This window comes from Hadarchaeum sp. (SeqCode) (genome assembly GCF_049969415.1).
Lineage (GTDB): Archaea > Hadarchaeota > Hadarchaeia > Hadarchaeales > Hadarchaeaceae > Hadarchaeum.
On sequence record NZ_JBMFOX010000001.1, the window covers coordinates 71,524 to 92,060 of the forward strand.

The 20,537-nt window shown below is 57.8% G+C and carries 24 protein-coding genes; 9 read left to right on the forward strand and 15 right to left on the reverse strand.

All coding sequences use genetic code 11. The annotated features are described in order from the left end of the window. Window positions 1–88 precede the first annotated feature (88 nt). Window positions 89–1,948 (forward strand): threonine--tRNA ligase, encoded by a 1,860-nt coding sequence (locus ACP5PX_RS00455; protein ID WP_428082869.1) that lies wholly within the window; start codon window positions 89–91, stop codon window positions 1,946–1,948. 2 nt (window positions 1,949–1,950) lie between these two features. After that, window positions 1,951–3,135 carry an MFS transporter gene (locus ACP5PX_RS00460; RefSeq protein ID WP_428082871.1) on the forward strand — a complete coding sequence of 395 codons (1,185 nt, stop codon included), beginning with the start codon at window positions 1,951–1,953 and terminating at the stop codon, window positions 3,133–3,135. Here ACP5PX_RS00460 and ACP5PX_RS00465 read toward each other — a convergent pair. The 3 genes from ACP5PX_RS00465 to radA all read right to left on the reverse strand — a co-directional run bounded on the left by ACP5PX_RS00465 (window position 3,092) and on the right by radA (window position 6,169). Further along, entirely contained in the window at window positions 3,092–4,285 is a 1,194-nt protein-coding gene (locus ACP5PX_RS00465) for a cofactor-independent phosphoglycerate mutase (RefSeq protein ID WP_428082970.1), read from the reverse strand. The genes ACP5PX_RS00460 and ACP5PX_RS00465 overlap by 44 nt on opposite strands. An 8-nt stretch (window positions 4,286–4,293) precedes the next feature. Then, complete coding sequence (locus tag ACP5PX_RS00470) at window positions 4,294–5,148, reverse strand: ParB N-terminal domain-containing protein (protein ID WP_428082873.1); 855 nt, start codon at window positions 5,146–5,148, stop codon at window positions 4,294–4,296. A gap of 88 nt (window positions 5,149–5,236) precedes the next feature. Continuing rightward, window positions 5,237–6,169 carry a DNA repair and recombination protein RadA gene (gene radA, locus ACP5PX_RS00475; protein ID WP_428082875.1) on the reverse strand — a complete coding sequence of 311 codons (933 nt, stop codon included), beginning with the start codon at window positions 6,167–6,169 and terminating at the stop codon, window positions 5,237–5,239. A 136-nt stretch (window positions 6,170–6,305) separates the two neighbouring features. On the opposite strand from radA, the gene ACP5PX_RS00480 reads away from it, so the two are divergent. Further along, entirely contained in the window at window positions 6,306–6,542 is a 237-nt protein-coding gene (locus ACP5PX_RS00480; protein WP_428082877.1) for an LSM domain-containing protein, read from the forward strand. Here the strand turns inward: ACP5PX_RS00480 and ACP5PX_RS00485 are convergent. Further along, window positions 6,539–6,808 carry a hypothetical protein gene (locus ACP5PX_RS00485; protein ID WP_428082879.1) on the reverse strand — a complete coding sequence of 90 codons (270 nt, stop codon included), beginning with the start codon at window positions 6,806–6,808 and terminating at the stop codon, window positions 6,539–6,541. The genes ACP5PX_RS00480 and ACP5PX_RS00485 overlap by 4 nt on opposite strands. A gap of 18 nt (window positions 6,809–6,826) precedes the next feature. Next, window positions 6,827–8,590 carry a ribosome biogenesis/translation initiation ATPase RLI gene (locus ACP5PX_RS00490; protein ID WP_428082881.1) on the reverse strand — a complete coding sequence of 588 codons (1,764 nt, stop codon included), beginning with the start codon at window positions 8,588–8,590 and terminating at the stop codon, window positions 6,827–6,829. Between the two features lie 67 nt (window positions 8,591–8,657). Between ACP5PX_RS00490 and ACP5PX_RS00495 the strand changes: the two genes are divergently transcribed. Next, window positions 8,658–8,927 carry a hypothetical protein gene (locus ACP5PX_RS00495; protein ID WP_428082883.1) on the forward strand — a complete coding sequence of 90 codons (270 nt, stop codon included), beginning with the start codon at window positions 8,658–8,660 and terminating at the stop codon, window positions 8,925–8,927. A 66-nt stretch (window positions 8,928–8,993) separates the two neighbouring features. Here the strand turns inward: ACP5PX_RS00495 and ACP5PX_RS00500 are convergent, their stop codons facing one another. Then, window positions 8,994–9,248 carry a hypothetical protein gene (locus ACP5PX_RS00500; protein ID WP_428082885.1) on the reverse strand — a complete coding sequence of 85 codons (255 nt, stop codon included), beginning with the start codon at window positions 9,246–9,248 and terminating at the stop codon, window positions 8,994–8,996. Between the two features lie 55 nt (window positions 9,249–9,303). Here ACP5PX_RS00500 and ACP5PX_RS00505 point away from each other — a divergent pair, with 55 nt between their 5' ends. Next, entirely contained in the window at window positions 9,304–9,825 is a 522-nt protein-coding gene (locus ACP5PX_RS00505; RefSeq protein ID WP_428082887.1) for a nitroreductase family protein, read from the forward strand. Between the two features lie 7 nt (window positions 9,826–9,832). On the opposite strand, the gene ACP5PX_RS00510 is transcribed toward ACP5PX_RS00505, so the two are convergent. From ACP5PX_RS00510 to ACP5PX_RS00550, 9 genes are all read right to left on the reverse strand, one after another. After that, entirely contained in the window at window positions 9,833–10,606 is a 774-nt protein-coding gene (locus ACP5PX_RS00510; RefSeq protein ID WP_428082889.1) for a pantoate kinase, read from the reverse strand. Between the two features lie 163 nt (window positions 10,607–10,769). Then, complete coding sequence (gene coaBC, locus ACP5PX_RS00515) at window positions 10,770–11,975, reverse strand: bifunctional phosphopantothenoylcysteine decarboxylase/phosphopantothenate--cysteine ligase CoaBC (protein WP_428082891.1); 1,206 nt, start codon at window positions 11,973–11,975, stop codon at window positions 10,770–10,772. Window positions 11,976–12,038: 63 nt separating this feature from the next. Next, the gene (locus tag ACP5PX_RS00520; RefSeq protein ID WP_428082893.1) at window positions 12,039–12,521 is read right to left on the reverse strand and encodes a phosphopantetheine adenylyltransferase; all 483 of its coding nucleotides are present in this window, start codon (window positions 12,519–12,521) and stop codon (window positions 12,039–12,041) included. Between the two features lie 14 nt (window positions 12,522–12,535). Beyond that, window positions 12,536–13,873, reverse strand: a complete 1,338-nt coding sequence (locus tag ACP5PX_RS00525) for a glutamate-5-semialdehyde dehydrogenase (RefSeq protein WP_428082895.1) — start codon at window positions 13,871–13,873, stop codon at window positions 12,536–12,538. Continuing rightward, window positions 13,870–14,667, reverse strand: a complete 798-nt coding sequence (proB, locus tag ACP5PX_RS00530) for a glutamate 5-kinase (RefSeq protein ID WP_428082897.1) — start codon at window positions 14,665–14,667, stop codon at window positions 13,870–13,872. The genes ACP5PX_RS00525 and proB overlap by 4 nt, the downstream gene beginning before the upstream one ends. Then, window positions 14,668–15,864: a nicotinate phosphoribosyltransferase gene (locus ACP5PX_RS00535; RefSeq protein WP_428082899.1), complete on the reverse strand. Its 1,197-nt coding sequence runs from the start codon at window positions 15,862–15,864 to the stop codon at window positions 14,668–14,670. Then, window positions 15,861–16,403 (reverse strand): cysteine hydrolase family protein, encoded by a 543-nt coding sequence (locus ACP5PX_RS00540; RefSeq protein WP_428082901.1) that lies wholly within the window; start codon window positions 16,401–16,403, stop codon window positions 15,861–15,863. Before ACP5PX_RS00540 ends, ACP5PX_RS00535 begins: the two co-directional genes overlap by 4 nt. A gap of 69 nt (window positions 16,404–16,472) precedes the next feature. Then, the gene (locus tag ACP5PX_RS00545; protein WP_428082903.1) at window positions 16,473–16,676 is read right to left on the reverse strand and encodes a DUF2283 domain-containing protein; all 204 of its coding nucleotides are present in this window, start codon (window positions 16,674–16,676) and stop codon (window positions 16,473–16,475) included. Beyond that, window positions 16,664–16,981: a hypothetical protein gene (locus ACP5PX_RS00550; RefSeq protein ID WP_428082905.1), complete on the reverse strand. Its 318-nt coding sequence runs from the start codon at window positions 16,979–16,981 to the stop codon at window positions 16,664–16,666. Before ACP5PX_RS00550 ends, ACP5PX_RS00545 begins: the two co-directional genes overlap by 13 nt. A 94-nt stretch (window positions 16,982–17,075) precedes the next feature. On the opposite strand from ACP5PX_RS00550, the gene ACP5PX_RS00555 reads away from it, so the two are divergent. The 4 genes from ACP5PX_RS00555 to proS all read left to right on the forward strand — a co-directional run bounded on the left by ACP5PX_RS00555 (window position 17,076) and on the right by proS (window position 20,389). Next, window positions 17,076–18,140: a M24 family metallopeptidase gene (locus ACP5PX_RS00555; protein WP_428082907.1), complete on the forward strand. Its 1,065-nt coding sequence runs from the start codon at window positions 17,076–17,078 to the stop codon at window positions 18,138–18,140. 52 nt (window positions 18,141–18,192) lie between these two features. Continuing rightward, window positions 18,193–18,399 carry a DUF6485 family protein gene (locus tag ACP5PX_RS00560; protein ID WP_428082909.1) on the forward strand — a complete coding sequence of 69 codons (207 nt, stop codon included), beginning with the start codon at window positions 18,193–18,195 and terminating at the stop codon, window positions 18,397–18,399. A gap of 49 nt (window positions 18,400–18,448) precedes the next feature. After that, window positions 18,449–18,874: a CBS domain-containing protein gene (locus ACP5PX_RS00565; RefSeq protein ID WP_428082911.1), complete on the forward strand. Its 426-nt coding sequence runs from the start codon at window positions 18,449–18,451 to the stop codon at window positions 18,872–18,874. Between the two features lie 81 nt (window positions 18,875–18,955). Next, window positions 18,956–20,389 (forward strand): proline--tRNA ligase, encoded by a 1,434-nt coding sequence (gene proS / locus ACP5PX_RS00570; RefSeq protein ID WP_428082913.1) that lies wholly within the window; start codon window positions 18,956–18,958, stop codon window positions 20,387–20,389. The last annotated feature ends 148 nt before the right edge of the window (window positions 20,390–20,537 follow it).

Consider the following 20,537-nt stretch of genomic DNA (forward strand, 5'->3'; position numbering starts at 1 on the left):
CTCTGTGTCCTCAAACATTAAACGCTGCCTCAGCGGCTAAAAACGATAAATTATTAAATTTACAAAATCAAGTTCCCGCGGTGTTGGTTTGCAGCTACTGCTAATCCACGCAGACTACCTTAAGTTCGAGGTGAAACAGCCGACGCCTGCTGCCGAGGAGATCAGGCCCGAACAGCGCTCGGGAGAAATTAAAGACGTGCTTGTCGTCTTCTCGGCCGCAGAGGAAGCCGATGAGGCCCACGTCGAGCAGGTGGCTAAAAAAGCTGCGGAGGAGGTCTTTAACATTGCCCAAAAGGTTGAAGCCCAGCGGGTCGCCATTTATCCCTACGCCCACCTGAGCTCCTCCCTCGCCTCGCCAAAGCTGGCCATCCGTTTGCTTGATGCCACTGCCGAGCAACTCCGGAGCCGCGGGCTCGAGGTCCACCGCCTGCCCTTCGGCTGGTACAAGGCATTTACCCTCAGCTGCAAGGGGCACCCGCTGTCGGAACTATCGCGAACCATCACCGCTGAAGTCCAGGAAGTCGCAGAAGCCGCTGCCGAAGAGGCAAAAAGCAAATGGTTGGTCCTGACACCGGAGGGCAAGGAGTACCCGTTAAACCTTTCCGAAATAGAAGCCTGCCCGCCGCTGACGAACAGCCCGTTGCTCAAACAGTACCTGGTAAGCGAAGAGCTGGGGCAAAAGCCAGGAGGCGAACCCGCGCATATCAAGCTAATGCGGCGGCTGGAACTCGTAGACTACGAGCCAGCCAGCGACACCGGCCACTTTCGCTTCTACCCCAACGGTGCCTTGGTAAAGGGGCTGCTGGAGGACTTCGCCGCACAGATCGCGGCTGAAATCGGTGCCGTCAGGATTGAGACCCCGGTGCTCTACCGGGCAGACGAGCCGGATATAGCTGAACAGGCGGCCAAGTTCTTGCAGAAGGACTACAAAATCAAGCTGCCCAACCGGACCTTAATACTGAGGTTCTCCGGAGACTTCGGACTTTTCCGGATGATGAAAACCACACTGATGACCTACAAACAGATGCCGGTGCGGATCTTCGAGCTCTCTCCCTCCTACCGACTGGAACAGAGTGGAGAGACCGTGGGGCTGAAGCGGCTCAGGGCCTTCACCATGCCCGACATCCACTGCTTCTGTCTCGACCTGAAACAAGGTCTGGAGGAGTACGAACGCCTCTTTGAAATTTATGTTAAGATGGTCAGATCAATCGGGATTGAGTACGCGGTCATCTTTCGTGTGGTCGAGGATTTCTATCACCAGAACCGAAAGTTCATCGCCCGTCTGCTTCGGCTGGTCAGTCAGCCAGCTTTGATCGAGCTGCTCGCCGAAAGAAAGCACTACTGGGTCCTGAAGCATGAATTCCAGATGATCGACTCTGTAGGTGGGAATGCCCAGCTCTCCACCATCCAGCTCGATCTAGAGGACTCGGAGAGATATGGCATCCGCTATGTTGACGAAAAAGGGGAAAAACGGGGTTGTGTAATCCTGCATTCCTCCATCGGTTCCATCGAGAGGTGGATTTACGCGATACTTGAGGAGGCCGCCAAGGATCAAATGGCTGGAAAGGCGCCCTGCCTGCCACTCTGGCTCTCGCCCACGCAGGTGAGGCTGGTGCCGCTCGCCAGCCGCCACCTTGATTTCTGCCAAAAAATCGCCGGGGAGCTGGAAAAGCTCCAGATAAGAGCTGACATCGACGACCGGGATGAGTCCGTTTCAAAGAAGGTGAGGGACGCCGAGAGGGAGTGGGTGCCCTATGTTATCGTCATCGGCGACAAAGAGCTGGAGGCGGAGAAAATCCCGGTCAGGGCCCGCGGGCAGAAGGAACTGAAGTGGCTGGCGGTGGCGGAACTTGCAGCCGAAATCAAGCAACTGACCAAGGGGATGCCATTTAGACCACTCGCGACGAACCGGCTGCTGTCGCTGCGGCCCATCTTCTTTGGCGGATGATTATGCAATCTGGGCGAGTCGCCGCCATCAGTATAATCACCTTCGGCCTCATCAGCCTTTTCGGAGATATCATCTACGAAGGCTCGAGAAGCATCATCTCGCCGTTTTTGCTTGGCTTCGGCGCCTCCGCCTTCATCGTCGGGGTCGTCTTGGGGTTGGGAGAGTTCCTCGGCTATGCTCTCAGGATTGTTTTCGGTGTCCTCTCTGACAAGACCAGATCCTACTGGACAATCTTCATAGCCGGTTACTCGCTGCTGATAGCCGTGCCGCTGCTGGCATTCGCAGGGAGCTGGCCCTTGGCGATGTTTCTAATCCTAGTAGAAAGGTTATCCAAGGCAGTGCGGTCGCCGGCCCGGGATACTGTGTTCTCCTACGCCACTAGAGGGGTGGGCAGCGGCAAGGCCTTTGGCATTCACGAACTTCTGGACCAGATTGGGGCGGTAACGGGACCGGCTATCGTCGCCGCAGTGCTCTTCACGACCGGCCAGAACTTCAACTCGGCCTTCTCCATCCTTTTCTTGCCCTACCTCCTCATGATCATCGTGGCCCTCTACGCCTATGTCAAACTGAGGCCGCTGGTGGGGATACCGATCGCAACGAAAAAAAGAGCTGCCCTCAGGGGACTTCCTCAGGAATTTATCATCTACGCGGTGGCGGTGGCGCTGAATGCAATGGGCCTGGTTTCAATCGGGCTTATCCTCTACCGGGTTTCGCCGGAGGTCTTGCCCTGGCTCGTGGCGCTCATCTACCTGCTCGCACAAGCCGTCGATGCCGTGGCAGCACCGCTTGCCGGATATCTCTACGACCGGATGGGAAGAAAGCTGCTCTATCTTCCCTTCGCGCTTTCAGTGGCCCCTTCCACCTTAATCTTCATGCCCGGTCTTGAGTTCGTGCTGCTGGCCGCGATTTTATTCGGTGCCATCTTCGGCATGCATGAGTCCATTTACCGGGCCGCGGTGGCGGACCTCACCCCGATGGAGCTGAGGGGATCGGCCTACGGGGTCTTCCACACCTTTTACGGGTTGGGCCTTCTCATCAGCGGGGCCGTCTTCGGCTTTTTAATGGACAACGATTTGGCCCAGGTGGCGATCCTGTTTTCCGTCCTGACCCAAGCCTCAGCGATGTTCCTGCTCCGAAAAACGCTCAGGGCGTCGGCGCAGAACCAAACGACAAAAACAACTTCATGAAATTTTTGCCCTCAATCAAACCAAGAGACCCCTTTCTAGCATCCGCCTCGGTGAACCTCAGCCCGTCGCCCTCGAGACCAGAAGCGAGTATGGTGAACGGGACCGGATCGGAGGTATGGGTTCGAACCTTGATGGGTGTGGGATGATCCGGCAGAACCGCAACGACGATGTCTCTGCCCTTCTTGAGAATCCTTCCCACAAGCCTCCGGTCCAGGTCCTCGATGGCCTTTATCTTCTTCTCGGCGTCGCCCGCATGGCCAGCCTCGTCGGGCGCCTCAACGTGAACAAAAACCAAATCCGCACTCTTCAGGGCTTTCAGCGCGTAATCGGCTTTACCTTCATAATTGGTATCATAGTAGCCCGTCGCACCAGGAACCTTGATGATCTCCATGCCTGCCCAAGCCCCGATGCCGTTGATCACATTCACCGCCGAAATAATGGCGCCCTTCACCCCGTATTTTTTCTCAAAGGGCTCCAGATCGGGGCGTTTACCGGGGCTCCAGAGCCAGACCATGTTGGCAGGTTTCTGGCCCATTCTGACCCTCTTTAAGTTTACCGGGTGGTTGGCCAAGATGTCCCTTGAAGCCAGCATAAGCTTGTTCAACTCTCGAGAAACTTTGTCCCGAGATCTGATGAGATGCTTCGAAATCGGTTCACCGACGATGTCATGAGGTGGAGAACACCCTCCTGTTGCCTTGGCATTGCGAAGGACGAAGATGTGTCGATAGCTCACCCCCAAATGGAACTCTCCTAGACCAAGCTTTTGCAACTCGCGCAGCAGCTGCGCGGCCTCATCGGTGGTGATGCAACCTCCGGAATAATCGATAAGCCTGCCGTCCTTCTCCGTCACCAAATTGCATCGGAAGGCGACGTCGTTGGGCCCGAGGTCGAAGCCCATAGAACCGGCTACGAGGGGACCACGCCCGGTGAAGTATCTTTTCGGATCGTAACCCAAAATGGACAGGGCGGCCACCGCAGAATCCTTGGACATCCCCGGAGGAATCGTGCTGACCAGACCCACTTTGCCCTCGCTGGCCAAACGATCCAGGTTGGGTTTCTCGGCCACCTCCAATGGCGTCCTACCGCCGAGCTCCTCCACCGGATAGTCGGCCATGCCATCTCCGACGACTATAATGAACTTTTTCTTCACCAACCGGTTCACCTAAAGACCAGCAGTTCCTCCTCGTAACGTCTGCCGTCGTAATAGCTGCCCTTGGAAAGCCGCAGCAGCTTCTTTCCGGAAAGGTATTCCACCAAAAGCCGGTCAACCTCTTCCAAGGGCTGATCACCCTTTAACCAGCTAAGCGGGACGTTGACGTTGACCGGGCGCGCTGGCAGCGTGTGCCGGGTCGTTTTTGGGGGAAAAACGGTGCCCGCCAAGGCCGTTCTGACCACCTCCTCTTTGGTCGTCCGTGGAACCAGCAGGGCGGCAGGGCACTTTCCCGAGCGGACCTGCCACTCAGCATCATGCTCAATCTCATATCCTATGTGAAGTCCCTGTGCTTCGGCGGCGGATTCAAAGCGTTTGACCCAGCGGTAGCTCTCCAAGATGTCGGTGTTCGGCACCCGGATCAAATAGCAGTTCCTCGCCGTGAACAGGGCGGCGGTGGCCTTTCGGGCCTCAAGCTCCTTTAAAGCCGATTCAAGCGAGGAGAGTTCGATGCCAAGCCCAAGAGACCTAAAAATTTCCAAAAGTCTCGAGTCACTCACCCAGTCCCGAATAACTCGGTACCAGCAGCCGACCTGAATCACCGGGCTGCGGTAATCGACCAAACATGCGGGCAGATAGCGGCAACCCAGCTCCTTCAGAGCGGCAACTCGATGCATGCCGTCGAGCACTACCGAAGTATTCCGGTCAACGATGACGGGGCTCCTCACCTCGGCGTTTTGCCTTATGTCCTGAACCAGCTGATCCAGCATCCGAGGAATTATCTCCTCGTGGATGTAGACTCCATTGACAGGACTAACACCAATCTCGATTTCCAGACCCTGAGCCTCAATCCTGAATCCCAACTCATCACCAATAGCATAGAAGTCTCCCCTTTCAAAAAGATAATGGAAAGAAATTGCTGCCGAAATGGCGCCTGAGATCGGCAAAATTTTAGTCCCTTATTCCAGCCTCAGTTATCTGGAAGGTTGCACTCTCCGGAGGCAGGCCAGGATGATCTATCAGCTGCGCCGTTCTCATGTTGGCCTTGCTCTTCCTGAGGTAAACTCGAGCGGTGACTGCGTGGCCCAGCACGTGACCGCCAACCGGTTTTGTGGGGTCGCCGAAGAAAACGTCCGGCCGCGCCTGCACCTGGTTGGTCACGAAGACCGCCATGTCGTTGAGCTCGGCCAGTTTGTGCAGCTCCGCGATGTGGCGTCCCAACTTCTGCTGCCGCTCCGCAAGCGCCCCTCTCCCGCAATATTCGGTGCGGAAAAGTGCCGTGAGTGAATCTATCACCAGCAATCTCACACCGTCCTTCTTGGCAATTTCGGCGGCTTTCTCGGCCAAGAGCATCTGGTGATCCGTCGTGTGTGCCCGAGCCACGTAGATTCCGTCAAGTATCTTTTGAGGATCCTCGCCCAGAGCCATCGCCATCTGGGAAATTCTCTCCGGCCTGAAGGTGTTCTCAGTATCTATATAAACCGCCTTTCCACCAAGACCTCCCTGCTCCGGCGAAAGCTGCACGTTGACGCAGAGCTGGTGAGCTACCTGTGACTTCCCAGAACCAAACTCGCCGAAAAACTCCGTCACTCCCTGCGTCTCGATTCCTCCGCCAATTATCCTGTCAAGGCACTGGCTGCCCGTGGTGACGCGGCCGAGGTGCTTTCTTCTCTCCAAAACTTCTATGGCCTTTTCGTAACCCATCTTAGACGCGTCCCGCGCCGAGTTGATTACCTTCATCGCCACCCTCAGCCCTATCTCGGCGGCCTCCATCAGGTCCCCGGCGGTTGCCACGGCGATGCTCTCAATGGAGTCGTAGCCGGCCGAGCGCAGTTTTTCCGCAATCGCGGGACCTACTCCGTCAAGTTCCTCAAGTTCAACCATCTTGGTCACCCTAGTTCAATCCCTCACCTTCCCATTCAAGCGGCTTTCGAGGAGAGGGGTCGCCGAAAGTATTGCCAAAGGACCTGGAAAAGACAAAGTTTTAGAAGGTGCTGATATCATTACCTTAGGGGCATTCATGGAAGGAGAGGCCGAATCCCAGGAAGTCGAAACCATCGCCGGCATTGAAAAGCTGCTCAACTCGGTAATCTTGATTACGGCGAAGGATGGACGAAAATTCCGCGGCAGGTTAACGAACTACGACGAACATATGAACATGGTTCTGGAGGATGCCGAGGAGCTGACGGAAAAGGGGCCGGTAAAACACCAGTTCGTCCTGCTAAAGGGTGGAAACATCTCGGAAATATCGACCTAAACTGCCTTGACGACCTCCATCGCCCTGAAGCTCTCTAACACCCTTTTGCCGTTATCGGTCAGCTGGTAAATGCCCTCGGTCTCCATCACCAATCCCCGAACCATCAAAGCGTTGAGGTGCGCCTTCACCGGCCACCAGTCCTCGGAACCGTAAAGCTCCTTAAGCTCCCGAAGCTTTAGGCCTCCCTTATTAGCGATGATGGTGAAAACCTTGCCAACGCCTGCCTCGTCGGCCTTCAGCCAGTTAATGTCCTCGGCAACTCCCATACCACCACCTTAACTTTATCAATGAAGATAAAAGTACTCGCCCTTGGCCCTCTGTTCTCGATCCAAGGCGCTGCCAAACTTGTTGGCCCTCGGTCTCCCGGTCTGGGGATCCCTCCGGAAGGTCACGCCAACCTCCTTCAAAAACAGGTTCATGCCCTCGCGCATCTCCATCGGGCCGTGGGTGTGCCCCTGGTTGCTGGGCTCACCGGTGAATACCAGCAGCCGATCCGAGATATAATCAATGCTGAGGACATCGTGGTCGACGACGAAAGCTGCCGCCTCCCTCCTCTCCATGGTCCTTCTGATGCACTTGGACATGTTCAGACGCTGTTCAACATCAAGATAGGCGCTGGGCTCGTCAAGCAGGTAAAGGTCGGCCTGCCTTCCCAGACAGGCGGCTATCGAGACCCGCTGGAGTTCGCCTCCGCTCAGGCTTTTCATCTCCCTTTCCAACAACGGCTCAACTTCCAAAGGCTGCAGGATGTCGGGGCCAAACGAGGGGTCAAAGCCACCAAGTTGCTTGTGCAGCCATTCCCCCACTGTGCCCTCAAAATCCGCCTTCAGGTACTGGGGCTTATGTGAAACGGAGAGGTTTATGTCAATCTTGCCGGAGGTGGGTTTGACTTCGCCCGCCAGAATGCGGACAAAGGTGGTCTTTCCCACCGCGTTCGGCCCCACGATGCCGATCACCTCGCCCGAATAAACATCGCCCGGCGAAACCTCGAGCCGGAATCCCTTGAAGACCTTGAACATTCTAGGAAAGCTGAACAACAATTTGCCGCTTGGCCGCGCCTTCGAAAGCGGCCTCAGCTCAAATTTTATGGGCTCTCGTCTGAACATTACATTCTCCTCATGAAGATAGCCGTCGAGGAAAACATTTATCCCGACCCTGACGCCCCGCGGTGACGAGACGACGCCGTAAACTCCGGGCCTGCCGTAGAGGACATGAACATAATCAGAAACATAGTCCAACATCGCCAAATCATGCTCCACAACCATGACCGCCTTGCCGGCTTCGGCCAGAGACCGGATCACCATCGCCGCCTTGAGACGCTGGTAAACGTCGAGATGTGAGCTGGGCTCGTCAAAGAAATAGATGTCGGCATCGCGTGCAGCCGCTGCCGCTATCGCCAGCCGCTGCATTTCCCCGCCGCTCAACGTCCTCAGCTCCCGGCCGAGGAAATCCTCGAGCTCCAAGGCACGAATTAGGTCCTTCATCACGTCGCGTTCGTCAATCCTCTCCAGCAGCTCCAACGGCTTTCCCTTAACGGCCTTGGGCAGATCGTCAACCGCCTGAGGTTTGTAGATCATCTTGATTTTATCGATCCTTTTGAAATGGTTCTGAAGTTCCGATCCCTTGAAGAACTCAATCACTTCATCCAGCGCCGCCGCCTCCCTGCCGAGGTTGGGCCGCAGACGCCCGGCCAGAATCTGAAGCGCCGTGGTCTTGCCCACCCCGTTCTGGCCGACCAGACCGGTGACGCTGCCGGCGCGCGGAATCGGCAGCTCAAAGAGGGCAAAGCCGTTGGGCAGGTAACGGTGGACGCAACGCCCCTCCAGCTGGCTCGGCAGGTTGATGATGTAAATCGCCTTCAGCGGGCACTTGTGCACGCAGATCCCGCAGCCGGTGCACAGCTGCTCCGATATCTCCGGCCGGCCCGTCTTTTCATCGATTACTATCGTCTCGTCGCCGGTCCTGACGCCGGGACAGTAGCGATGGCATTCCAGCGAGCACTTCTTAGGCTGACAGAAATCCTGTCTAATCACCGCCAATCTGGGCATGGCCAACCCCTAATGGTATTGCACTAACTTTTAAAAGAATCACGCCTTAATGAGCATTGGTGAAAAATTGCGGACGACGTACCTGCTGGGAATCATCATTTTCCTCGTCGTCGTGCTGCCGCTGGTCGGATTGATATTCGGTGTTGGATGGATCCGGCTGGCCGCTCAAATTATCCTGACAATCGTGCTGGTGGTGGTCATCGGTGCCACCGGAGTCTTCGGCTACATCTGCATCAAGGCCCAAGCGAGAAAGTGGGGTGCGGGGCTGATCTTAGTCGCCATCATCTGCCTGTTGCTCATCTTCTGGCTCTGGACGGGGAAGCCGCTTTTAATTTAAATCAAATCTGCCTCGCACATTGGGCTTGTTCTCCGGCCCAACGCTGCGGTAATTAATGGCAACTGTTTACTCCGTCTTATTCCAAAATTCGGCGTTGAGCTGTTTGGCCCTGTCGTTGAGCTTCATCATGATGATGTCGCGCGCCTGGGTCCGCTCCAAGTCGCTTTCAAACGATGAGCTCAGGCTCTCGAGCCTAGGCCTAGCAAAGATCTCAAATGCCAAGTTAATGTCCCGGTCGGTGAGGGGACCGTCCTTGACCTTGTCGGCGAGGAACTCCGCCGTCTTCTGAACTATCCAGTCCAGTTCGGAGGACTCAATCATCAAATTCACCCAAAGAAATTTTAACGTCTTTTTATAAAATTACTTCGGCGATTGAATGGACGTCTTCGAGGCAATTAAAGGGCGCCGGAGCATCCGCAGCTTTAAACCGGATCCCGTCAGTGACGCTGACCTGGAGAAAATTCTGGAGGCCGGAATCTCCGCCCCCAGCGCAGGAAACTGCCAGCCGTGGGAATTCGTCATCGTGAAGGACCCAAAGAACAAGCAGAAGCTGGTCCAAGCCGCCCGGGGTCAGAGCTTCTTGGCCGAGGCATCCGTCGTGATAGTGATCTGCGCGGACATCAACCGAACCGCCAGCCGCTACGGCGAGCGGGGTAGGAACCTATACTGCATTCAGGACACCGCGGCTGTAGCCCAGAATATCCACCTCGCGGCCTATGCGCTGGGCTACGGCACTTGCTGGGTCGGTGCTTTCGATGAAAACGCGGTTGCCGCGGCCATAAAGGCTCCACCGGGGGTCAGACCGCTGATCATGATTCCGATTGGCAAACCTGGGGAAACGCCGAAGCCGACGCCACGGGTACCTTGGAAGGAAAGAGTACACCGGGAAACTTTCTGAAAGTGGTTCAGCCATCAAGATAAATATCGGCGACCATGACGGATTCCGGAGCCAGCGCCTCTGAAAAGGACCTGCGGACGAGATCGACGTTTTCACCGCGGGCGAGGGCAAAGACCGCGCGGCCAATCATAACCTGACTGGCTCCGACGGCTCCCGACTTCTCCGCTGTTCTAATCAAGTCCATCAGCTCACCATCGAGGAGTCCCAGATTCTCGGCGAATTCCTTCGAGGCGGAGATGAAGGTAAGGATATCCGGACGCGCTAGAACTTTATTTAAGGCCAGAGTTCCCTTTTCTCGGGCGCGACTTCTGAATTCGGCTTCGCTCAAAAGATCCTTTGAGGGGATGGGGCCCAACGTGGCGCAGACAACTTTAACCCCGCGAGGCACCCTTATCCTCCTCCATCTTCCAAAGGGAGGCGCTCCGGGCTCAATTCCGATGACCAGCCCTCCGAAAGCCTGCGCGCCAACATCACCCAGCCCCGTGTAGCAGAGGACCTCGGCCACGTGGGCCGCGGCTACCAGCTGGGCCCTAGAAAACCGCAACCCCAAGGCCTGGGCTAGGGAAAAGGCGGTTCCTAAGGCCCCGGCCCCGCTCGCCCCATATCCTGCGCCCACCGGGACCTGGCAGCGATGTTCTACCTTGACTCGAAAGTTGCCTGCAACCCGGTTCAGAATTTGCTTGACCACCGCCAGCGTAGTCTGGGCGTTTGGCGCTGGCCGGCCGTCGATGAACACCCTCACTTCAGTCCGGTCTGAGTTTTCAACTTCAACTTTGGTCATCACCCCGAGATTCAAACAGGGGCCACAGTTCCTGGATCCGGTTCTCTCCGGCGTGCCGGCGTCACAGGGCTGAAAAAAACCGGAAATGTGCGCCGGGACAAAAACTGACGCGCTTGAATTCTGCTTTCGTGATTTCAATCCTGCCAGCTCGATCACCAGCATCTCAGGATTTGGCAATGGCTAGATCCAAGATTACGCCCGCAATCTCCACCTTCGTCGCCTTCATCTTTCTCCAGCCCGACTTCGTGACGATCAAGACCTCATTGGTGTCGGTGCCGAAGCCCGCGCCCGGCCGACCAACGTCATTTGCCACCACCAAATCAAGTCCCTCGCTCAGCTTGGCCTCGGCGGCGCGAAGGAGCTCCTCATCGCTGACGTTGTGCTCCGTCTTGAAACCAACCACGAAGGAGTGAGGAGATCGCTCTCGGACTCCCGAGAGGACCCGGGGGGCGGGTACCAGTCTCAGCGTCACTGGCTCGGTGTGCCTGAGCTTGCGCCCTGATGGACTCTCCACGACGAAATCCTGAGGTGCCGCCGCGGAAACCACGATGTCAGGCTGCAGCTCCAGCTCCCTGATAAAGGCGTCTCGCATCTCCTGAGTCGTCTCCACCCGAATCACCCTCACTCCTGCCGGCGGGACTTCGGTTCCCGGGCCATAAATGAGGACCACGTCGGCCCCCCGCGCTGCCGCCGCGCGGGCCACGGCCAGGCCCATTTTTCCCGAGCTCCTGTTGGCGATGACTTTGACGGGATCTATCGGCTCGAAGGTGGGTCCCGCCGTGACCAAAACCCTCCGGCCGAATAGGTCTCGAGGCCCCAGTGCTCCAATGACAAACTGAACTATCTCGGCAACTTCGGCTATCTTCGCCCGGCCCTCCTCAATTCTGGGACCGAGAACTTGAACTCCAACTGAGCGAAGCCGCGCCAAGTTCTGCTGGAGGAGCTCATGGGCAAACATCGAGGCATGCATGGCGGGAACCACCACCACGGGCTTTTTCAACCCAAGGGCCACCGAGACGACGGAGGTCACGGTGGTGTCGTCGATGGCAGAGTAGATCTTGCTGATGGTGTTGGCGGTGGCGGGAGCGACCAAAATCAGATCCGCCCACTCCGCCAGCTCCACGTGTTCCAGCCTGCCGGTCAGCTTGACGACGACCTCGTTACCGGTGGCCCAGTGCATCAGCTCCGGGGTTATCAGCTCGGTGGCCTGCGGAGACATGCAGGCACGCACCTCGGCCCCGTGGCGCATCAGCTCCCGGGCCAGCTCAGGGCACTTCACGGCGGCGACGCTGCCCGTGATGCAGAGGGCAATCCTTTTGCCCTTGAGCTCGAAGCCCTTTGTGCCTAAAATATCCTTTGAGGGGTGCATGAGTTCACCGCTACATTCCCTCGCGGTTAAACGTTGTTTGGTCCGCAATTTAAAGCTTAGTCGCTAAATTGTGGAGTGGTTCAGCCTTTTGCCGTGCGGGTCGATTTCACCGTAGCGGATCCTCAGGGATGAGATCGGCTTGCCGTCCTCGGCTAGGACGAAGGGCACCTCCACTATCTCCAAGGGATTCAGGCCCTTCGAAATCCTGATCCTGTTTATCTCCTCGGCCCTCTTCCGCGTTTCCGGGCTGACGACTATCGCGTCAATGTTCCGGTCACTGACCGCGGTTCCGTAGGGGTCCGACAGGATGGTGATCTCCGTGCGCCCCAGCCAGCCCCGACTATGCAGTTCATTCAGAAGCCTCCACAGCCTGATGGCCAGTGGCTGGACGCCGGCGGAATCCTTCTGGAGCAGCTGCCGCATCTCATCAGAGCAGATGCCTACGGTGACCTGCTCCCCAACCTCGTAGGCCTTGGAGATGATGGCGAGGTGTCCATTGTGCAAGTAGTCAAATGTACCGCCCACCACGACCTTTCGGAACTTCAAGCGATCACCGGCCTCTAGAACTTCTGCACCACATCGAGCCATCTTTTTTTCAACGGACGGTGGGTAAAAGGCTTGGCCTTCGCCCCCACATAATCGGCGACCACATGGCCCTCGCCGAGCAGGTAGTATTTCCAAGTGGTCAGTCCCTCCAGTCCCACCGGGCCGCGGGCGTGGATTTTGCCGGTGGAAATGCCGACCTCGGCCCCGAGTCCGTAGCGGTAGCCATCGCTGAACCTGGTCGAGGCGTTGAGCATTACGCTGGAGGAGTCGACCTCGGTGAGAAAGCGCAGGGCATTTTTCCCGTTCTCAGTCACGATGGCATCGGTGTGCTTGGAGCCGTAGGTGTTGATGTGATCGATGGCCTCCTGGATGCTGTCGACGATTTTAATCGAGATGATCAGATCCAGATACTCGGTACGCCAGTCCTTCTCCGTGGCGCGTTTGGCCTGGGGAAGGATCTTTCTCACCCTTTCATCACCTCTGATCTCCACCCCGGCCTCAGCGTAACGTTTACCCAGCAGCTTCAGAAACGGCTCGGCGATGGCACGGTGAACCAGTATCGTCTCCACCGCGTTGCAGACGGCCGGATACTGGACCTTGGCATCGTAGCAGATCTTCACCGCCTTCTCGAGGTCGGCGTCGGCGTCCACGTAGATGTGGCAGAGCCCCTCGGCGTGACCCAGCACGGGGATGCGGGTGTTGGCCTGGATGTACTTGATGAACTCCTTGCTCCCCCGGGGCACCAGCAGGTCGATGTACTCATCCAGCTTCAGCAGTTCTCTGACCTCGCTTCTGGCCTCAATCAGCTGCACCCATCCCTCCGGAATCCCGGCACTCTCGCTGGCTTCCCGGATGACCCTGAAGAAGGCCTCGTTCGAACGCCGGGCCTCACTGCCCCCCTTGAGCACCACCGCGTTTCCGGATTTCAGGCAAAGCGCTGATATCTGCGGCAGCACATCGGGCCTGGACTCAAATATCGCCCCGATGACGCCGATGGGGCAGGAAACCTTGTAGAGCTCCAGGCCTTGATCCAGTTCAACCGCATAAAGGGTTCGGCCCACCGGATCCTCCAGCTTGGCGACGCTCTGAACCATCTTGGAGATGTCCCGCAGCTTTTCTTCGGAAAGCTTGAGCCGCTGGACTAACGCCATCGAAATGCGGCCGCTCTTCAGAAGATCCTCGGCCTCCCTCAGGTCCACGGCATTGGCCCGCAACAGCTCCTCTCTGTTCTCCCAGATGGCCGAGGCGATCCCGAGCAGGGCCTCGTTCTTGACCTCGGTGGCGATGTTGGCCAGCTGCAGCGCCGCCCTTCTGGCCGCGGCCGCTTTTTTGATGACCTCACCCATCTTCATCTCACCGGAAGAAACAGGGTTCCAATTTCCTCCCCATCCAAAATCCGCTCCAGAGCCTTATCCTCGCTGCTGCTGGCGATTACCACGGGGATGCCCTTCGCGGTCGCCATTCGGGCCGCCTTGATCTTGGTGAGCATGCCGCCGAAGCCACGGGAGGACCTGGCCACGTACCGCTCCACGTCCGCGGTTCCGTCAACTGTAGTAATCAGCTTGCCGCGGTTGCCCTTCCCGGAGTAGCCCATATAAAGGCCATCGACATCGGTTAGTATCACGAGCAGGTCGGCCGAAGCACCTATCGCAACATAGGCGGAGAGGATGTCGTTGTCACCCAGCCTGATCTCATCTGAGGCCACGCTGTCGTTTTCGTTGACTATCGGGACCACGCCCCACTTCATCAGGGTGGAGAGCATGTTTCTAAAGTTCCGGTAGCGCCTGGGGTCGTTGAAGTCCTCCGCCGTCAGCAGAATCTGGGCGACCGGCTGCTGATATTCGCCAAAGTACTTGGAGTAGACCTGCATCAGCATACCTTGACCCACCGCCGCGGTCGCCTGCAACGCGGGGATTCCCTTGGGCCGGCCGTTGAGGTTGAGGCGCCCGATGCCGGCTCCGATGGCTCCGGAAGAGACTAGGATGACCTCCTTACCCCGCGTCCGCAGCCCCATCACGTTGGAGACCAGACGGCCAATCTTTTCCGGGTCCAACCGGTGCTTCTCATCAGTGATGCTGCTGGTGCCTATCTTGACCACAATCCTCTTCGCCTTGGCCAGTAGCTCCCTCGCCGATCTTCCGTCCATTTAATCCACCATTGGGATTCTATTTAGCTGCGACAGCACATAAGACCTTATCTTGTCGACCGATTCCTCTCCAGCGACGATCTTCCCTTTCTTTATCAGCGGTTGCAGCAGCGGTGAAGTTTTACCGTCGCAAACGGGACAACGCGGTGGCCGTGCCCCGGCGGGGAGAACCACGTCCTCCAGACATTTACGGCATCTCCACACCTGCTTTCTCCCACCCAGCTTTCCCCGCTTGGCCACGGGCCTTCCATTTATCTCGACGATGTCCATCGCGAAATCTATCGTCGGGGCATTGCTCAGGGAAGTTCCAATTCCAAAGCCGTCCACCCCGGCTTTCACCAGCTCGGTGATGTTCCGGTCGTTTATCCCGCCCGAGGCCAATATCTTCACGTGGCGATAGCCGCGAAGGTCAAGCTCCCATCTGACCTCCCGGATAATCTCGGCGAAATTTCCTCTCCTTGAACCCGGCGTATCCAACCTGACTCCCCAGAGGTTTTTGCCCAGGGCCTCCGCGGCCATGATGGCCTCGGCCTTCTCGTCAAAGTAGGTGTCCACCAGCGCCACCCGGTTCACCTGGCGCGGGATCACCTCGTCAAAGGCCTTCCACGCCTTCACCTGATCGCCGAAGACAATGATGAGTGCATGGGGCATGGTGCCCATCGGTTCCTTCCCGATCCTCTTGGCGCCGGAGAGGCTGGAGACCCCGTCGAAGCCACCGATGTAAGCGGCCCGGTCTATCATCGGTGACAGCGCGGGATGCACGCGCCTGATGCCGAAGGAAACCAGCAGCTTTCCCCAGGCCAGCTTTCGCAGCCGGGCGGCCATGGTGGCCACGCCCGACGCCTGACAGATCAGACCCAGCATCGGCGTTTCCAGCTCACAGAAATTTCCGTAAGGGCCCTCGATGACGATGACCGGCAACCTGTTCCCGTAATGGTCATGCGGATGAAAAATGGTTCCCTCGGGTATCGCTTGGACATCGACTGGACAGCCCTCGAAGAGGGTGGCCACCTCATCCAAGCCGCAGATGACGCCCCAAGGCCAGTTCTCGGGTAGACCACCCGCCGTCACCTCGGCCACGACCCTCGTTCCTTCCAAGCCCTTTGCCTTCAAGACCTGGCTCGTCCGGACGAAGTAGATGTCGGTGGTCGCGCCCTTTTTTATCTCCTCATCCGAGGCCACGTTGAAGGTCCTCATCTTTCCCACCCCTTGATTATCTCCTGGGAATTTGTGATTTTCGCGCCGTAGATCTTTCGCATGTAATCCAGAGAGCGTTCTTTGGCTCGTCTGTCCGGGGAGGCCACGCCGTCCTCAGAAATCACCACCTTGTAGCCGTTGAAGAAGGCCCCGGCGGCGGAGTGCTGGATGCAGATCTCGGTGACCACTCCGGTGAGCACCAGCACCTCCACACCCTTTTCCCGGAGCAGCTTTCTCAGCCTCGGGACCTGAAAGACATCGTAGGTGTGTTTGGAGATGATGGGTTCGCCCTTGATCGGCTTCAGTTCCGGAATTATCTCCGAGCCCTTGCTGCCAGCCATCGCGTGTTCTCCCCAGATGCGGAGCTCGGGATCTCCGGGTCGATGGGCGTCGCGCGCGTGAATCACGAGGACCCCCCGCGCCCGGGCGGAGGCGAGGAGCTGCTGTATCCGGGGCACGATCTCCAGCGCGCCCTTGAAGCCAAACTTCCCCGTCACGAAGTCGTGGATCATATCGATTACGATCAATGCCGCCTTCAAAAATTATCCCCAATAATGATAGTCTCGCTAAATAAATAGCACAGATTATTAGCCAGAGCAAGAGGGAAATTACAACTTTCGATCAACCCGTTTGGAGAACTCCAGCACCGTGAGGCCGACGATCCGGCGCTTGCGATACCTGATTATGATGTCCTTTCCCGTCAGCTCTGAATCATCCGCCGTGGAGATGCCGCCGAAGCTGAGGTAGAGGACATCCTGGGCGCGGTCGTAAAGGACATCGATGTCCTCAACGTTTTTTATTACCGCTTCCACAGAATTAGCCTCCGTTCCAACATTTTCTCCATTCTCTTCGTCACAAAGACCGTGCTGACGCCTTCGCCCTCGCGGTAGGGGACCACCAGCCATCCGCCGCGGGAGGGTCCATCACCCGTTCTCTTGACTGCGAGGTTCTCACCATATCTCCCCGCGAGGACGAAATCCGGCTCGGCGACCGCGGCGACCACGGCCTGATCCAGCCGCTCCAGCCTAGCCATCTCCGGATGCCTGCTGAGGACAACCCGAAGCGTGACGAGGTCCAGATTGACGTCGTTGTCGAACACGGATTGAACTGTTACCAAGCGACCCGCCAATGATTTTGGCGCCGGTCATTTATAAGCCACGAGCAACCGCTCATTATTTTATCGGGAAAACTGACTCATTGATGGGTCTGGTGTGAAAAAAATTGAGAGGCTAAGGGAAGAACTCGGCAGGCGCGGGCTGGACGCCTACCTCGCCATCAGCAACACCCGCTACCTGGCTGCTACCACTGCTGCCAAGGCGGTGATCGTGCCGGCCGACGCTGAACCGGTTTTGGTGTGCAGCCGGCTGGAGCTGGAGCGGGCCCGGCGCGAGAGCCGAATCAGGGACATTCGGGCCTTTTCCAGCTGGAGGGCGCCGCTGCAGCGCGGCGAGAGGGTCTACTTCCTGGAACTGTGGCAACTCTTGGCCGAGGTTCTTGAGGAAATCGGTGCCCGGGCGGTGGGGTACGACAGCGGGGAGAGGAACTTTATCCGGAAAATCCGCCGCTGCCACGAGGCCAGCTATCTGTGGTCTCCCGAGGTCATGCAAGAGCTGCGGATGATAAAATCCCCTGAGGAGCTGAAACTGCTGCGGCGGTCAGCGGAAATAGCGGTGCTGGGGATGAACCGGGCCGCGGAACTGATCGAGCCCGGTGTAACTGAGCTGGAGATTGCTGCCGAGGTGGAGTACAGGATGAGGCGGGCGGGATCCGAGGGCACACCCTTCCCGACCATCGTGGCCTCGGGAGACAATTCTTGGCTGCCCCACTCAACCGCGACCTCGAGAAAGCTGAAGGAGGGGGAACTCGTCGTCGTGGACTTGGGCGCGATATTTAACGGCTATACTTCCGACATGACGCGGACCTTTGCGATTTCACCGAACCGAAGGCAGCTCCGGATTCTGGAGACGGTCAAGGCGGCCCAGCGCGCCGCATTGAGGAAAATCAAGGATGGCGTGAAGGCGAAGCTGGTTGATGCCGCGGCCCGAGAAACAATCCGCCGGGCGGGCTACGCCAAATTCTTCAATCACGGCACCGGGCATGGGGTGGGGCTGGAGATACATGAAGCTCCGAGCCTGTATCCCTCCTCGCGGGACATCCTCCGCAAGGGGATGGTCCTCACCGTCGAGCCCGGCATCTACATCCCTGGAGTCGGCGGGGCCCGCTGGGAGGACACGGTGCTGGTGAAGGCCGAAGGGCACGAAACGCTGACCTGTTGACCCGGGCCGACAAAATTTTAATCCCGAAAATCGGTTTACTTTTGTGAGCCCCATGAAGAGGCCTTGCAACTTGGAGAAGAACAAACAGGACTGCAGCTGCACCTACGAACCCTGCCCGAGAAAGGGCATCTGCTGCGAGTGCCTCAGGTATCACTGGGAGATGCAGGAGCTACCCGCCTGCCTCTTCCCACCGGAGATCGAGCGGACCTATGACCGGTCGCTGAAGACATTTCTGGAGTACTACAAAGAGCGAGTTTAAGTAATCCTAAGACGATAAAGACAATGGGCTTTTGGAGGATGGTGATGGGATGAGAGAGGTTGTGGGTAATGCTAGAGCTCCTAATATCGGCACGGTCCCGGTTGAGGAAATCATGACCAAAAATGTCATCACCGTTGAAACCGAGGAGCCCGTCTTCAGCATGGTCAAGAAGATGATAAACAAAAACGTTGAGTGCCTTCCCGTGACCAAGGCGGGCAAGCTGAAGGGACTGATCACCTTCCGCGATGTTATCAGGAAGGTCGTCTACGAGGGGAAGGACCCTAAGAAGATCAAGGCCAAGGATGTGATGACCAAGTCGGTGGTGACCTGCTACAACGACGCCACGGTGCTGGACGTGGTAAAGCTGATGAAAAACAAACGGCTGCGGAGAATACCGGTCATCGACAGGGAGGGGAACCTGGTCGGGCTGGTCACCAACTTCGATCTAGCTATCATCGGCTGGGACGTGGATTAGAATTCTGCGGCGGGATTTTTCCCACCCGGTGGCCTCAATAATTACTTAAAGCTCAGACGGCGATTATCGGAGGGTGGTGGCTTGGTGAGGAGGGAGCGCTGGCGGCAGGATTTCAGCGGTTGGTTCAGCGACATCCTGCAGGAGGCGGACATCATGGACACCCGCTATCCGGTGAAGGGGCTGTACGTCTGGAGGCCCTACGGGATGAAGCTCCGCAATCTGGTTTTTTCGCTCCTGAGGCGGCTCCATGAGGATTCCGGACACGAGGAAGTGCTCTTCCCGCTGCTGATCCCGGAGACGCTGTTCCAGAAGGAGGCCGAACACATCCGGGGCTTCGGGGGACAGGTCTACTGGGTGACTCACGGCGGACACCAGAAGCTGGACGTCAGGCTGGCCCTGCGCCCGACCTCGGAGACCTCCATGTATCCAATGTTCGCCCTCTGGATCCGGACCCACGCCGACCTCCCGATCAAGGTCTACCAAGTCGTCAACGTCTTTCGCTATGAGACCAAGATGACCAAGCCACTGATCCGGCTGCGCGAGGTCACCACCTTCAAGGAGGCCCATACCGCCCACGCCACCGCCGAGGAGGCCGAGGCCCAGGTCAGAGAGGCCATCGAAATTTACCGGAGATTCTACGAGGAACTCGGCGTCCCCTACGTGATCAGCAAGAGGCCGCCCTGGGACACATTTGCGGGCGCCGTTTACTCCATCGCCTTCGACACCGTCACCCCGGACGGGAAGGCGCTGCAGATCGGCACCATTCACAACCTGGGGCAGAACTTTGCCAAGGTCTACGGGCTGAAGTATGAGGGGGTGGACGGCAAGCACCACCACGTCTACCAGACCTGCTACGGCATCTCGGAGCGAGCGGTAGCGGCGACGATCATGGCCCACGGCGATGACGGCGGCCTCTGCCTGCCGCCGCACGTGGCCCCGATCCAGGTGGTGGTCATACCAATCCCGTTCAAGGAAAAGGAAACTCCGGTGGAGAGGGTTGCTGCCGAGGTGAAGGAAGAGCTCACGGCCGCGGGCATCCGGGCCCACCTCGACGATCGCGACCTCCGCCCGGGCAACAAGTTCTACCACTGGGAGCGGCGGGGGGTGCCGCTCAGGCTCGAGATCGGGCCCAAGGATGTGGAGAAGGAGCAGGTCACCGCCGTGCGCCGCGACACGGGTGAGAAGATCACCGTCGCCAGAAGTTCACTGCAAACTCAGGTGGAGGAGATTTTGCAGCAGATTGCCGAACACCTCCGCGGGCGGGCCAAAAAAATGCTCGAGGAATCGGTCCGTGTTGCCGCGGACCTGAAATCGGCCAAGGAGCTGCTGAAAAAACAGGGGGGCATCGTCAGGGTCCCGTGGTGCGGTCGCGAATCTTGCGGCAAACAGTTGGCGGAAAAGGTCGAGGCGGAGATGCTCGGGGAGGAGATCGACAACAGGCCGGCGCAGGATGCCAGATGCCCGATCTGCGACCATCCGGCCACCGGGAACGCGCTTTTGGCTAAAACTTACTAAGAATTTTTGGCAGGGGGTGGACGTATATGCGTCGCTCACCCCTGGGTGGACGTATATGCGTCGCTCACCCCTGGGTGGACGTATATGCGTCGCTCACCCAACTTCGCCAATATTCCTCAAAATTCCACAAAGCCGTTGAAACTGGCCA

Bases quoted from the DNA above. Each gene is read 5' to 3' on its own strand.
- ACP5PX_RS00460 (WP_428082871.1), top strand. From the start codon at position 1,951: ATGCAATCTGGGCGAGTCGCCGCCATCAGTATAATCACCTTCGGCCTC.
- radA (WP_428082875.1), bottom strand. From the start codon at position 6,169: ATGGTTGAACTTGAGGAACTTGACGGAGTAGGTCCCGCGATTGCGGAA.
- ACP5PX_RS00480 (WP_428082877.1), top strand. From the start codon at position 6,306: ATGGAAGGAGAGGCCGAATCCCAGGAAGTCGAAACCATCGCCGGCATT.
- ACP5PX_RS00485 (WP_428082879.1), bottom strand. From the start codon at position 6,808: ATGGGAGTTGCCGAGGACATTAACTGGCTGAAGGCCGACGAGGCAGGC.
- ACP5PX_RS00490 (WP_428082881.1), bottom strand. From the start codon at position 8,590: ATGCCCAGATTGGCGGTGATTAGACAGGATTTCTGTCAGCCTAAGAAG.
- ACP5PX_RS00500 (WP_428082885.1), bottom strand. From the start codon at position 9,248: ATGATTGAGTCCTCCGAACTGGACTGGATAGTTCAGAAGACGGCGGAG.
- ACP5PX_RS00505 (WP_428082887.1), top strand. From the start codon at position 9,304: ATGGACGTCTTCGAGGCAATTAAAGGGCGCCGGAGCATCCGCAGCTTT.
- ACP5PX_RS00510 (WP_428082889.1), bottom strand. From the start codon at position 10,606: ATGACCAAAGTTGAAGTTGAAAACTCAGACCGGACTGAAGTGAGGGTG.
- coaBC (WP_428082891.1), bottom strand. From the start codon at position 11,975: ATGCACCCCTCAAAGGATATTTTAGGCACAAAGGGCTTCGAGCTCAAG.
- ACP5PX_RS00525 (WP_428082895.1), bottom strand. From the start codon at position 13,873: ATGAAGATGGGTGAGGTCATCAAAAAAGCGGCCGCGGCCAGAAGGGCG.
- proB (WP_428082897.1), bottom strand. From the start codon at position 14,667: ATGGACGGAAGATCGGCGAGGGAGCTACTGGCCAAGGCGAAGAGGATT.
- ACP5PX_RS00535 (WP_428082899.1), bottom strand. From the start codon at position 15,864: ATGAGGACCTTCAACGTGGCCTCGGATGAGGAGATAAAAAAGGGCGCG.
- ACP5PX_RS00560 (WP_428082909.1), top strand. From the start codon at position 18,193: ATGAAGAGGCCTTGCAACTTGGAGAAGAACAAACAGGACTGCAGCTGC.
- ACP5PX_RS00565 (WP_428082911.1), top strand. From the start codon at position 18,449: ATGAGAGAGGTTGTGGGTAATGCTAGAGCTCCTAATATCGGCACGGTC.